The organism is Streptomyces sp. NPDC005728 (assembly GCF_040630895.1).
Classification (GTDB): domain Bacteria; phylum Actinomycetota; class Actinomycetes; order Streptomycetales; family Streptomycetaceae; genus Streptomyces.
In genome coordinates, this window is record NZ_JBEXYL010000062.1 from 20331 (window position 1) to 32921 (window position 12591).

At 71.1% G+C, this 12591-nt stretch carries 13 protein-coding genes; 8 read left to right on the top strand and 5 right to left on the bottom strand.

The annotated features are described in order from the left end of the window. Window positions 1-129: 129 nt before the first annotated feature. From ABZ471_RS32285 to ABZ471_RS32305, 5 genes are all read left to right on the top strand, one after another. Window positions 130-903: an MHYT domain-containing protein gene (locus ABZ471_RS32285; protein ID WP_359071405.1), complete on the top strand. Its 774-nt coding sequence runs from the start codon at window positions 130-132 to the stop codon at window positions 901-903. 48 nt (window positions 904-951) lie between these two features. Continuing rightward, window positions 952-3474, top strand: a complete 2523-nt coding sequence (locus ABZ471_RS32290; RefSeq protein WP_359071406.1) for a nitrate- and nitrite sensing domain-containing protein — start codon at window positions 952-954, stop codon at window positions 3472-3474. Beyond that, window positions 3471-3908 carry a roadblock/LC7 domain-containing protein gene (locus ABZ471_RS32295; RefSeq protein ID WP_359071408.1) on the top strand — a complete coding sequence of 146 codons (438 nt, stop codon included), beginning with the start codon at window positions 3471-3473 and terminating at the stop codon, window positions 3906-3908. The genes ABZ471_RS32290 and ABZ471_RS32295 overlap by 4 nt, the downstream gene beginning before the upstream one ends. Window positions 3909-3926: 18 nt before the next feature. Beyond that, on the top strand, window positions 3927-4340 hold the full coding sequence (locus ABZ471_RS32300; RefSeq protein ID WP_359071410.1) for a DUF742 domain-containing protein: 414 nt from the start codon (window positions 3927-3929) through the stop codon (window positions 4338-4340). A 197-nt stretch (window positions 4341-4537) separates the two neighbouring features. Beyond that, entirely contained in the window at window positions 4538-5140 is a 603-nt protein-coding gene (locus ABZ471_RS32305) for an ATP/GTP-binding protein (protein WP_359071412.1), read from the top strand. 3 nt (window positions 5141-5143) lie between these two features. Here the strand turns inward: ABZ471_RS32305 and ABZ471_RS32310 are convergent, their stop codons facing one another. Then, complete coding sequence (locus tag ABZ471_RS32310) at window positions 5144-5572, bottom strand: PPOX class F420-dependent oxidoreductase (protein WP_359071414.1); 429 nt, start codon at window positions 5570-5572, stop codon at window positions 5144-5146. A 92-nt stretch (window positions 5573-5664) separates the two neighbouring features. Here ABZ471_RS32310 and ABZ471_RS32315 point away from each other — a divergent pair, with 92 nt between their 5' ends. Continuing rightward, complete coding sequence (locus ABZ471_RS32315; protein ID WP_359071415.1) at window positions 5665-6078, top strand: roadblock/LC7 domain-containing protein; 414 nt, start codon at window positions 5665-5667, stop codon at window positions 6076-6078. Window positions 6079-6204: 126 nt separating this feature from the next. Beyond that, window positions 6205-7260: a DUF6397 family protein gene (locus ABZ471_RS32320; protein ID WP_359071417.1), complete on the top strand. Its 1056-nt coding sequence runs from the start codon at window positions 6205-6207 to the stop codon at window positions 7258-7260. Window positions 7261-7271: 11 nt separating this feature from the next. Here the strand turns inward: ABZ471_RS32320 and ABZ471_RS32325 are convergent, their stop codons facing one another. After that, window positions 7272-8138 (bottom strand): acyl-CoA thioesterase II, encoded by an 867-nt coding sequence (locus ABZ471_RS32325; protein ID WP_359071419.1) that lies wholly within the window; start codon window positions 8136-8138, stop codon window positions 7272-7274. Window positions 8139-8157: 19 nt separating this feature from the next. Further along, window positions 8158-10671 (bottom strand): DUF3516 domain-containing protein, encoded by a 2514-nt coding sequence (locus tag ABZ471_RS32330; protein ID WP_359071420.1) that lies wholly within the window; start codon window positions 10669-10671, stop codon window positions 8158-8160. Window positions 10672-10816: 145 nt separating this feature from the next. On the opposite strand from ABZ471_RS32330, the gene ABZ471_RS32335 reads away from it, so the two are divergent. Next, complete coding sequence (locus ABZ471_RS32335; protein ID WP_359071422.1) at window positions 10817-11611, top strand: metal-dependent hydrolase; 795 nt, start codon at window positions 10817-10819, stop codon at window positions 11609-11611. A 14-nt stretch (window positions 11612-11625) separates the two neighbouring features. On the opposite strand, the gene ABZ471_RS32340 is transcribed toward ABZ471_RS32335, so the two are convergent. Continuing rightward, window positions 11626-11889 (bottom strand): type B 50S ribosomal protein L31, encoded by a 264-nt coding sequence (locus ABZ471_RS32340; protein ID WP_359071424.1) that lies wholly within the window; start codon window positions 11887-11889, stop codon window positions 11626-11628. Window positions 11890-11931: 42 nt separating this feature from the next. Next, window positions 11932-12402 (bottom strand): DUF5709 domain-containing protein, encoded by a 471-nt coding sequence (locus ABZ471_RS32345; RefSeq protein WP_359071425.1) that lies wholly within the window; start codon window positions 12400-12402, stop codon window positions 11932-11934. Window positions 12403-12591 lie beyond the last annotated feature (189 nt).

Genomic DNA, 12591 nt, shown 5'->3' on the forward strand with positions numbered 1-12591 from the left:
ACGGGGGATATGACTGCGCGCATGTTCGAGCTGGACGCGATCGTTCCATCACCTCTCTGTGTCATATTCCAACACCTTTCGAAATGCGCCCCCTTTGTGCGCCCCTGCCCCGGCTAGCGTCCCGGGGCCATGGGACACCTGGACCACGCCGCCTTCGGCTGGCTTACCCCCGCGCTGTCGTACGTGATGGCCTGCATAGGCGCCGCCCTCGGACTGCGCTGCACCGTGCGCGCGCTGGCCACCACCGGCCGGTCGCGCCGCAATTGGCTCGTCACCGCAGCCTCCGCGATCGGGACGGGCATCTGGACCATGCACTTCGTGGCCATGCTCGGCTTCCGCGTCAGCGGCACCGACATCCGCTACAACGTGCCGCTGACCATCCTCAGCCTGATCGTCGCCATGGTCGTCGTCTGCGCCGGCGTCTTCGCCGTCGGCTACAGCCGGGACCGCAACCGCGCGCTCCTCCTCGGAGGGCTCACCACCGGGCTGGGCGTCGCCAGCATGCACTACCTGGGCATGGCGGCGGTACGGCTGCACGGTCACGTGCAGTACGACCCCGCCCTCGTCGGGCTCTCGGTCCTGATCGCCGTCGTGGCGGCGACCGCGGCCCTGTGGGCGGGGCTCAACATCAAGTCCCCCCTCGCGGTCACCCTCGCCTCCCTCGTCATGGGGGCGGCCGTCAGCAGCATGCACTACACCGGGATGTTCGCGGTGAGCGTGCAGGTCACCCCCTCCGGCGAGGGCCTGCCCGGGGCCACGGCGATGCAGTTCATCTTCCCCCTCGCCGTCGGCCTCGGGTCCTATCTGTTCCTCACCTCGGCCTTCGTCGCCCTCTCGCCCACGGCCGACGAGCGCGAGGCGTCCGCCTCGGCCCAGCAGCCCGTCCAGAGCGTCGCCCGCTAGCAGGAGCCCGGCCCCGGAGCCCCGACCCACGTCCCGAGCGAGGAGGCCATGCGCCCACCCCGTAGCAAGCCCAGAGCCGGCACCCCGGCGCAGTCCCCGCCCCCGCCGCGCGGACGCCGCGCGCACGCCGGACCGCCGGCCGACGAGAACGCGGACCACCCGCTCGACACGCTGCCGGACAACGCGGCCCCGCGCGCGGGCCGTTGGCGCACGCGCCCTCGCACGGTGCGCGCCAAGGTGGTCTGCCTGCTGATGGTGCCCGTCGTCTCCCTGCTCGCCCTGTGGGCGTACGCCACCGTCAGCACCGCCCAGGACGTCGCCCGGCTGCGCCAGTCCCAGCGGGTCGACGCCGAACTGCGCGCCCCCATGGCCGCCGCCGTCACCGCGCTGCAGACCGAGCGGGCCGCCGCCGTGCGCTACGCCGCCGACCCGGGCGCGGGACGCGACGACGACCTCGAAGGCCTCGCCGTCCGCACCGACCGTGCGGTGGCCAAGCTGAGGCTCGGCGCCGGCCACACCGTCGCCGACAGCCAGGAACTGCCCGCCGGAGTTGCCGGCCGCCTCGAGGGCTTCGTCGGCGGCGTGGGACACCTTCGCGCGCTGCGGGCCGCCGTACGCGACCACAAGGCCGGCTGGGGCGAGGTTTACGAGCAGTACACGAAGACGATCGCCACCGCGTTCACGGTCGACGGCGCCCTCACAGGCATCCAGCAGGCGGACGTCGGCTCCGACGCGCGCGTGCTGCTCGAATTCTCCTGGGCCACCGAGGCGCTGGCCCAGGAGGACGCCGTCCTCGGTAGCGCGCGCCCCGCCGCCGGGCTGCAGGGCGCACGACTGCGGCTGTTCGGCGCCGCCGCGGCCACGCGCCGCAGCCTCACCGACGCGGCCGTCGCCGACCTTCCCGGCCCCCAGCGCGCCGCCTGGCGCGACCTGGCGGGCAGCAGTGCCTACACCGGCCTCACCGCCACCGAGGACAAGATCCTCGCCGCCGGACCCGGCGCCAAGGCGGTCGACACCGCACCGGCGAGCCCGTGGAACACCGCCCACGCGCGCGTGCGGGACGGAATGCGGTCCATCGCGTCGGACACCGGCCGCGCGGTCGCGGGCCGGGCCGACCCGTTCACGCGCGGGCTGCTGACCCCGGCAGGCGCCGCGGTGCTCTTCGGCCTTGCCGCTGTCGCCGCCTCGCTCGTCATCTCCGTCCGCATCGGACGGGCCCTCGTGGTCGAGCTGGTGAGCCTGCGCAACGACGCCCTGGAGATCGCCCGCCGCAAACTGCCCGCGGCTATGCGGAAACTGCGCGCCGGCGAGGAGATGGACATAGAGGCCGAGGCGCCGGCCGGACCGCCCGCCGAGGACGAGACCGGTCAGGTCGCCGAAGCCCTGACCACCGTGCACCGTGCCGCCCTGCACGCAGCCCTGGAACGCGCCGAACTCGCCAGCGGCATCTCCGGAGTCTTCGTCAACCTGGCCCGCCGCAGCCAGGTGCTGGTCCATCGCCAGCTCAACCTCCTGGACAGCATGGAGCGGCGCTCCGACGACCCCGACGAGCTGAGCGACCTCTTCCGCCTGGACCACCTCACCACCCGGATGCGCCGCCACGCCGAGAGCCTGATCATTCTCTCCGGCGCCGCACCCGGCCGGGCCTGGCGCATGCCGGTGTCCCTCACGAACGTCGTACGCGCGGCTGTCTCCGAAGTCGAGGACTACGCGCGCGTGGAGGTACGCCAACTCCCGGAGGCGTTCGTCGTCGGCGCGGCGGTGGCCGACCTCACCCACCTGCTCGCTGAACTCGTCGAGAACGCGGCTCAGTTCTCGCCGCCCCACACGCGCGTCCGCGTCACCGGTGAACCCGTCGGCAACGGCTACGCCCTCGAAGTCGAGGACCGGGGCCTCGGCATGGGTGCCGACACCCTCGCGGAGGCCAACCGGCGGATCGAGCAGTCCGAGGCCCTCGATCTGTTCGACAGTGACCGGCTAGGACTCTTCGTGGTCAGCAGGCTCGCCTCCCGGCACGGCATCAAGGTGCACCTGCGCACCTCCCCTTACGGAGGCACCACAGCGGTCGTCCTGGTGCCCACCGCCCTGTTGCACACGGGTTCCGCGGAACGCCCCGCCCGCGCGGAAGTGGAAGCACGGCCGGAGCAGCCGCGCGAGTACGCGCGCGTGCCCGACACGCCCCCGCCCCCCAGCGCGGTCACCGCACACACCGGTCGGCCCGCCCTCACCGTCACCGCCCCGGTGCCGCCGACCCCCGCACACGAACCCCCGCCCCCCGGAGTCACCGCCTTGAGGCTGCACCGCCCGCCCGACGACTCCGAACCCTCCGACGACCTCCCGCGCCGCGTGCGCCAGGCGAGCCTCGCCCCCCAACTCCGCCATCAGCGCCCCGAAGAGCCGGGCCCGGCATCCGCCCCACGCGGCGACGACCGGCGCACCCCCGAACTCGTACGGGACCGCATGGCGGCCTACCGCGACGGCTGGGCCCGCGGCGGCGGCAGGCAACCCGGCCGCGCCGCCGCACCGGAACCCGCATCGGGCAGTGACACCACTGAAGGAGACCCGGCATGATCCAGGACCCGAACATGAGGGACGCCCAGCGAACCGGCGAACTCGACTGGCTGCTGGACGATCTGGTGATGCGCGTGGGCGAGGTACGACACGCCGTCGTGCTGTCCAACGACGGCCTGGCCGTCGGCGCCTCCACCGGCCTCCCACGGGAGGACGCGGAGCATCTCGCCGCTGTGGCCTCCGGCTTCAACAGCCTGGCCAAGGGCGCAGGACGACACTTCGGAGCGGGCGGCGTCCGCCAGACCATGGTGGAGATGGATGACGCCTTCCTCTTCGTGGCCGCCGCCGGAGAGGGTTCCTGCCTGGCCGTGCTCACCGCCGTCACCGCCGACATCGGCCTGGTCGCGTACGAGATGGCACGCCTGGTCAAGCGCGTGGGCGAGCACCTCTTCACGGCGCCCCGCGTCGCCGCCCAGCCGCCCGCCGCCGGATGAGCCGGAAGGGCGGCACCGATGACCGAGAACCCGACCGGCGGCCCGCGCGAGCCGGGCAGCCAGTGGTACGACGGCGAAGCCGGACCCCTGGTCCGCCCCTACGCCATGACCGGCGGACGCACCCAGCCCGGCCCCACCGGAGTGCGCTTCGATCTGATCGCTCTTGTCACCCTCGACCCCGCCGCACCGGCGGCGGACGACGACACCGCGCTCGGCCCCGAACACCGTGCCCTGGTCGACCTGTGTCGCACCGAGACACAGTCCGTCGCTGAACTCGCGGCCGACGCGGACCTCCCGGTGGGTGTGGTCCGCGTGCTCCTCGGCGACCTCCTGGAGCTGGGCTGCGTCACCGTCAGCCGCCCGATCCCCCCGGCCCACCTGCCGGACGAGCGCATCCTGCGCGAGGTCATCGAAGGGCTGCGGGCGCTGTAGATGAACATTCACAATCCGACGGGCGCCTCGCCGCATCCCGTTCCATGCGCGATCCGGAACCGACCGGGCATGAAACGGTCACATCAGGCGTATTCCGGTCCGATCCCCCGGAGGGATGCCGGAGTTGTCATGATGCTGACTTCCTGTCCCGAGCACCTCGACCCCGCCCGCAGCCGGCCCTGTTGAGAGAAGTGATCATGGTCTCCGAGCACTCCGACGCCGCCGGCGACATGTCCGCCCTGGCGCTGAAGATACTGGTCGCCGGCGGCTTCGGCGTCGGCAAGACGACCCTCGTCGGGGCCGTCAGCGAGATCCGCCCGCTGCGCACGGAGGAACTGCTGAGCGAAGCCGGCCAGTTGGTGGACGACACCGACGGCGTGGACCAGAAGGTCACCACGACCGTCGCCATGGACTTCGGGCGCATCACCATTCGCTCCGGGCTCTCCCTGTACCTCTTCGGTACACCCGGGCAGGACCGGTTCTGGTTCCTGTGGGACGAACTCTCGCAGGGAGCCCTCGGCGCAGTGGTCCTCGCCGACACCCGCCGGCTGGAGGACTGCTTCCCGGCGGTCGACTACTTCGAGCACCGGCGCATCCCGTTCGTGGTGGCCGTCAACTGCTTCTCCGGAGCACGCAGCTACGGCGCCCACGACGTCTGCCGGGCCCTCGATCTGGACCGAGGGACACCCGTGGTGCTGTGCGATGCGCGCGACCGGGACTCCGGCAAGGAGGTGCTGATCCGCCTCGTCGAGTACGCCGGGCGGATGCACACCGCCCGGCTGCTGGACTCGGTGGGCTGAGTCTCAGCCGGCGACATCCTTCAAGGCCACCACCTTGTCGACGGTGACCCGGACCAGCAGTTCGCCCGGGACGCCGTTGCGGGCACCGAACTCCTCCGCGCGCTCCTCTCCCATGTACCGAGCCGCGACCCGGGTGGCCCACTGGCGCACCTCGTCCAGGTTCTCCGACAGCCGGGCGCGCCCGTTCAGCACCACGAAGTGGAAGGGGGGCCGATCGTCGTCCACGCAGAGGGCGATCCGTCCGTCACGGGCGAGATTGCGCCCTTTCACGGTTTCCTTGCCGGTGTTGAAGACCAGCTCGTCCCCGTCCAGCACGAACCAGATGGGGGCCACATGCGGGCTCCCATCGGCGCTGACGGTGGACAGCTTGCCGGTTCGGGTGCCGTACGAGACGAACGCCCGCCATTCCTCATCGGTCATCTTCTGTGCCATACGTCCATCCTGCTTGCCCGGACGCCGGTCGTGGGGAAGGCTGGCGGACAGATCCTCCAGCCAGGGGGAGGCGTCACACGGGGAGACGGAACATGGCGCAGAACCAGGGACTCGGATGGCTCCTGGACGATCTGACCGAGCGGGTGGACCACGTGCGGCACGCACTGGTCCTGTCCAACGACGGGCTGGTCACGGGGGCGAGCACAGGCCTTCGCCGCGAGGACGCCGAGCATCTTGCGGCGGTCGCGTCGGGGCTGCACAGTCTGGCCAAGGGGTCCGGCCGTCACTTCGGGGCGGGCGGCGTGCGCCAGACGATGATCGAGTACGACGACGCCGTCCTGTTCGTGACCGCCGCCGGTACCGGCAGCTGTCTGTGCGTGCTCAGCGGTGCGGAATCCGACATCGGTCAGATCGCCTACGAGATGACCCTGCTCGTCAACCGTGTCGGCGAACACCTCGGCGTGGATGCCCGGCAACCCGAGCGTGCACCGATATCTGACCTCTGACCTGCGTAATCGCCTCGCCTTGCAGAGTTGTCCACAGGCTCGCCACGCGTTGCGTCCCGGCGGCTACGGTGTGTGCACGGCGAACGCACAGGGCGTGAGCCACCCGCTCCACGGGGGAGTACGACCATGTCGGGAAGCGCCTTCGTCCCAACCCGCCCCATCACCTGCGCACCGAGCCGTGCAGCGCGTGAACTCGGACTCAAGCGAGGCGAGTTCGCCCTCGCCGTCCAGCTCGGCCGCATCCGCACCGTGCCCGACGAGGGCGGCGGGGGACGCCGGGTCGAGTGGGCCGAGATCGACCGGCTGCGCGCCCAGCCCGGCTTTCCCGGAACCCTCGGCGAGCGCGTGCGGGTCGTGGGCACGGCGGAGGGCGCCGCGCTCATGGAGATCCCCGCGGGCAGGTTCACCCGGCTCGCCCGCCTGGGTCTGCTGGTGCCGGTGCGGTTCTATCTCAATCGCTACCGAGCCGTGGTCTGGCTCTATCTGGCCGAAGACCTACAGCAGTTCGCGGCCGACGACAAGAACGCACCCCTGCTCAAGGGGCGTACGCCGGAGAGCCTGAGGGGCCAGCTGGAGGCCGGGGTGGACCTGCGGGCCCGCAACTGGCGGGGGCGGCACCTCGGATTCCTGCTGAGGCAGGCCGAGGCCCCGTGGGCGCGGGCCGGGGCCGTGGCCGCACTCCTCCCGCCCATCGAGATCGCGGACGTCGTCAGGGACCCTTATGAGCGTGCCCAGCTGAACCGCTTCCGGGCCGCTCTGCCCGATCACGGAGCACCCGGGTCACCCTTCGCGCACCTTGCCGAGCAACTCATGACGGCGCAGGACCCGGACGAGATCAGCTGGTTGCGCAGCGACCTGGCCCACGCGGTGGAGCAGGTGCGCGCCCACGCACCGGCTCCGCGTCCGGCCGCACGGCACGCCGGTCCCGCAGGACAAGCGCCCGAACGGCACAGCCGTCCTGCGGCGCGCACCGCCGCAGGGCACACCGGGCGCGAGGAGGACCTGGCTGCACGGCACACCTGGCGCGAGGACGGGCCGGCCGTAAGGCACACCGTGCCCAAGGCGGCGCCGACCTCGCCGACCCCGCCCCGGGACCACGAGCCCGGGCCGCGGACATCGCGGCCGAACCGCGGACTGCGGGCCTGGCTGCGCCGCAGAAACCCCCGGGCCGAGGGGGCCTGAACGCCGCCCTGCTACAGGGCCCGGAACAAACCTTCCTGGACGACCGAGACGAGCAGCCGCCCCTGCAGGTCGTAGATACGCCCACGGGCCAGACCGCGCCCGCCGTTGGCGATCGGGGACTCTTGGTCGTACAGGAACCACTCGTCCGCGCGGAACGGCCGGTGGAACCACATGGCGTGGTCCAGTGAGGCCAGGTCGAAGTTCCGCGGACCCCACAGGGGTTCGACCGGGATGCGGACCGCGTCCAGGAGGGTCATGTCACTGGCGTAGGTCAGTGCGCACGTGTGCACCAGCGGGTCGTCACCCATCGGCCCGACCGCGCGCATCCACACGGCGCTGCGCGGCTCGGCCCCCTCGATCTCCTCGGCGTGCCAGCGCAGCCGGTCGACGTAACGGATGTCGAAGGGCTGGCGGCGCGCCATCCGCTCCAACTGCTCCGGCAGCGCGCCCAGATGCTTGCGGATCTCCTCGGTCACCGTCGGCAGTGACTCCGGGTCCGGCACCTCACGGGCCGGCGGCAGCTGGTGCTCGAACGGTCCTTCCTCAGGCTGGTGAAAGGAGGCGGTCAGATTGAAGATCGTGCGGCCCTGCTGCACGGCCGTGACCCGGCGCGTCGTGAAGGAGCGCCCGTCGCGGACCCGCTCCACCTGGTACACGATCGGCACGCCCGGCCGGCCCGGGCGCAGGAAGTACGCGTGCAGCGAGTGCACGGGGCGATCGCCGTCCGTGGTGCGCCCGGCGGCGACCAGTGCCTGGCCCGCCACCTGGCCGCCGAAGACTCGCTGCAGGGACTCCTGCGGGCTTCGACCACGGAAGATGTTGACCTCGATCTGCTCCAGGTCGAGCAGGTCGACCAGTCTCTCGGCCGGGTTCGTCATCGGTGGGAATCTCCTGTGCTCACAGCTGGCCGACTTCGGTGACACGTACGACCGCCTGGCCCTCGGCGTCGGAGGCTGCCAGATCGATCTCCGCGCTGATGCCCCAGTCGTGGTCGCTGTTCGGGTCGTCGAAGATCTGGCGGACGCGCCAGAGGCCGCTCTCCGGCTCCTCCTTGATGACCAGCAGCTTGGGGCCACGGGCGTCGGGGCCGGTGCCGAGGTCGTCGTACTCGTCCCAGTACTTGTCCATCGCCTCGCCCCACGCGTCGGCGTCCCAGCCGGACTCGGCGTCCATCTCGCCCAACTCCTCGACCTGGTCGAGAGCGGCCAGTTCCACACGGCGGAACAGGGCGTTGCGGACCAGGACCCGGAAGGCGCGCGCGTTGGTGGTGATCGGCTTGACCTCGTCCGCCTTCTCCTGAGCCTCCTCGGCGGTCATCTCCTCCGGGTTGGCCAGCTGCTCCCACTCGTCCAGCAGGCTGGAGTCCACCTGGCGCACCATCTCGCCGAGCCACTCGATCAGGTCCTGGAGATCCTCGGACTTCAGGTCGTCCGGGATGGTGTGGTCGAGGGTCTTGTAGGCGCTGGCGAGGTAGCGCAGCACGATGCCCTCGGTACGGGCCAGCTCGTAGAAGGACACCAGCTCCGTGAAGGACATCGCCCGTTCGTACATGTCCCGGATGACGGACTTGGGCGACAGCGGGTGGTCGCCGACCCACGGGTGGCTCTTGCGGTAGGTGTTGTACGCGTGGAAGAGCAGTTCCTCCAGCGGCTTCGGGTAGGAGATGTCCTGGAGGCGCTCCATGCGCTCCTCGTACTCGACACCGTCGGCCTTCATCGCCGCCACGGCCTCGCCGCGCACCTTGTTCTGCTGGGCGGCGAGGATCTGCCGCGGGTCGTCCAGAGTGGACTCGACCACGGACACCATGTCGAGGGCGTAGGAGGGAGATTCGGGGTCGAGCAGTTCGAACGAGGCGAGCGCGAACGTGGACAGCGGCTGGTTGAGGGCGAAGTCCTGCTGGAGATCGACCGTCAGTCGGACGATGCGGCCCTCGGCATCCGGCTTGTCGAGCTTCTCCACGATCCCGCCGTCCAGCAGCGAGCGGTAGATCGCGATCGCCCGCCGGATGTGCCGCAGCTGCTGCCTGCGCGGCTCGTGGTTGTCCTCCAGAAGGTGGCGCATCGCCTCGAAGGCGTTGCCGGGGCGCGCGATCACGGAGAGCAGCATCGTGTGCGTCACCCGGAACCGCGAGGTGAGCGGCTCGGGTTCGGACGCGATCAGCTTCTCGAAAGTGTTCTCCGTCCAGCCGACGAAGCCCTCCGGTGCCTTCTTGCGCACCACCTTGCGGCGCTTCTTCGGGTCGTCGCCCGCCTTCGCGAGGGCCTTCTCGTTCTCGATGACGTGCTCGGGAGCCTGCGCCACGACGAGTCCCGCCGTGTCGAAGCCGGCCCGGCCGGCCCGGCCCGCGATCTGGTGGAACTCGCGGGCGCGCAGCGTGCGCACCCGGCTGCCGTCGTACTTGGTCAGCGCGGTGAACAGCACCGTCCGGATGGGCACGTTGACGCCGACGCCGAGGGTGTCCGTGCCGCAGATGACCTTCAGCAGGCCGGCCTGGGCGAGCTTCTCCACCAGACGCCGGTACTTGGGCAGCATGCCGGCGTGGTGGACACCGATGCCATGGCGGACGTAACGGGAGAGGTTGCGACCGAACTTGGTGGTGAAGCGGAAGTTGCCGATCAGCTCGGCGATCTGGTCCTTCTCCTCGCGCGAGCACATGTTGATGCTCATCAGCGCCTGCGCCCGTTCCACGGCCTGCGCCTGCGTGAAGTGCACGATGTACACCGGGGCCTGCTTGCTCTCCAGCAGGTCGGTGAGGGTCTCGGTGAGCGGGGTGAGCTGGTACTCGTAGGAGAGGGGCACCGGGCGGGTGGCCGAGCGGACCACCGAGGTGGGGCGGCCGGTGCGGCGGGTGAGGTCCTTCTCGAAGAAGGACACGTCACCCAAAGTGGCCGACATCAGGATGAACTGCGCCTGCGGGAGTTCCAGCAGCGGGATCTGCCAGGCCCAGCCGCGATCACCCTCCGCGTAGAAATGGAACTCGTCCATGACGACCTGGCCGACGTCCGCGTTCTTGCCGTCGCGCAGCGCGATCGACGCCAGCACCTCGGCGGTGCAGCAGATCACGGGTGCGTCGGCGTTCACGGACGCGTCGCCGGTGAGCATGCCGACGTTCTCGGTACCGAAGAGCTTGCACAGTTCGAAGAACTTCTCCGACACCAGCGCCTTGATCGGGGCCGTGTAGAAGGTGACCTCGTCCCGGGCCAGCGCGGCGAAGTGCGCACCCGCGGCGATCATGCTCTTGCCGGAACCGGTGGGCGTCGAGACGATCACGTTCGCCCCGGAGACCGCCTCGATCAGCGCCTCCTCCTGGTGCGGGTAGAGGGTGAGGCCGCGCTCCTGCGCCCACGACTCGAAGGCTTCGTACAGGGCGTCGGGGTCGGCGGTCGGCGGCAGCTGATCGATGAGGGTCACGCACCCATCTTGCCTGGCCTTGTCCCCGAGGGGGGAATCGGCTGCCGGTACGAAGATCATGGCCGCTACGCTGTGTCGCCGACGGCGCGTCAGCGCACCGCGGCAACTGGACAGCGGCACACGAGGAATGGGGCGGAAACCGGCCATGATGGGACCAGCACACTCACTGTCGGGGGCCGCGGCCTGGCTCGGCGTCGGAGCGGCCGCCGCCGCGGCCGGGCACCCGATGCCCTGGCCGGTCCTGCTCGTCGGCGCGCTGATCTGCGCCGGCGCCGCGCTCGCCCCGGACCTCGACCACAAGGCGGCCACCATCTCGCGGGCCTTCGGGCCGATCTCGCGGTGGATCTGCGAGATCGTGGACAAGCTGTCCTACGGCGTCTACAAGGCGACCAGGAAGAAGGGCGACGCACGTCGCACGGGCGGCCATCGCACACTCACGCACACCTGGCTGTGGGCGGTCCTCATCGGGGCGGGCAGCTCCGCGCTGGCGATCGCCGGGGGCCGGTGGGCAGTGCTGGCGATCCTCTTCGTGCACATGGTGCTGGCGATCGAGGGTCTGCTGTGGCGGGCGGCCCGCGGCTCCAGCAGCGATGTCCTGGTCTGGCTGCTCGCGGCGACGAGCGCCTGGATCCTCGCGGGGGTCCTGGACAAGCCGGGCAACGGCTCCGACTGGCTGTTCACCGCGCCGGGGCAGGAGTACCTGTGGCTGGGGCTGCCGATCGTGCTGGGTGCGCTGGTGCACGACATCGGGGACGCGCTGACGGTGTCCGGCTGCCCGATCCTGTGGCCGATCCCGGTGGGCCGCAAGCGCTGGTACCCGCTCGGGCCGCCGAAGGCGATGCGGTTCCGGGCGGGCAGCTGGGTCGAGCTGAAGGTGCTGATGCCCGTGTTCATGCTGCTCGGGGGAGTGGGCTGCGCCGCGGCCCTCAACGTGATCTGATCCACCCGGCCCCGTCAGTTCGCCTCGTCCGGCTCCGTCCCGCCGTACCGGCGCTCGAACCGGGCGACGCGGCCCTCGGTGTCCACCGTGCGGGCCTTGCCCGTGTAGAAGGGGTGACTCTCGGAGGAGATCTCCACGTCGACCACCGGGTAGGTCTCGCCGTCGTCCCATTCGATGGTCTGCTCGCTGCGCGCGGTGGACCGGGTGAGGAAGGCGTAACCGGCGGAGCGGTCCCGGAAGACCACCTGGCGGTACTCGGGGTGCTTGTCCTGCTGCATGGCGGCTCCTCGCGTGGGGCGGTCGGGCAGGGGGCGTCCGGGTCAGCCGGAGAGGGAGTCCTCGTCGACGATGTGCATCGCTGCCTCCTCGGCGGAGGCGGCGGCTCCGTCGATGCCGACGTCGGTGGCGACGAGCGCGCTCTCCTCGTCCTCGTGGGCGCCTTCGTCGGGGGCGACCAGACGGCCGGAGCGCAGCGCGCCGACCTCGTTGTCGAGGAGTTCGCCGTCGGTGCCGTCGCAGTCCCCGATGCCGTCACCGTCGGGCGCCCCGGCATCGGGCAACTCCTCGGCGAGCCGCTGGTCCAGTGTTTCCCCGGTCAGGCGTTCGTTCGCCGTCACGCCGGTGTGCTCCACCGCCCACGGCCGCTCGGGAGGGGACCAGCCGCGGTCCAGCGGGTCCTCGACGCCGTCGAAGTCCAAAGTGTCCTCGACGTCGAGCAGGCCCGAGTCCTCCCGGATCTCCGAGGCGTCGGGCTGGTAGACGTCGTCCCCCCATCCGTCGGCGCTGTCCACGGGTACCTCCAGGTGATGAGGACGGCCTCGTGCCCTCGTGGGGGGCAGCGTGCCGTCGGCACGCTCGGCACGGGATTCACGTGGCGGGAACCGACGGGTCCCCGGCCGTTCCCCGAGCCGGTGCCGCTATCCAGCCTTCCACCCCTGTTCGGCACCGCGCAACGGCACGGGCCATGGCCTGGGGCTGCG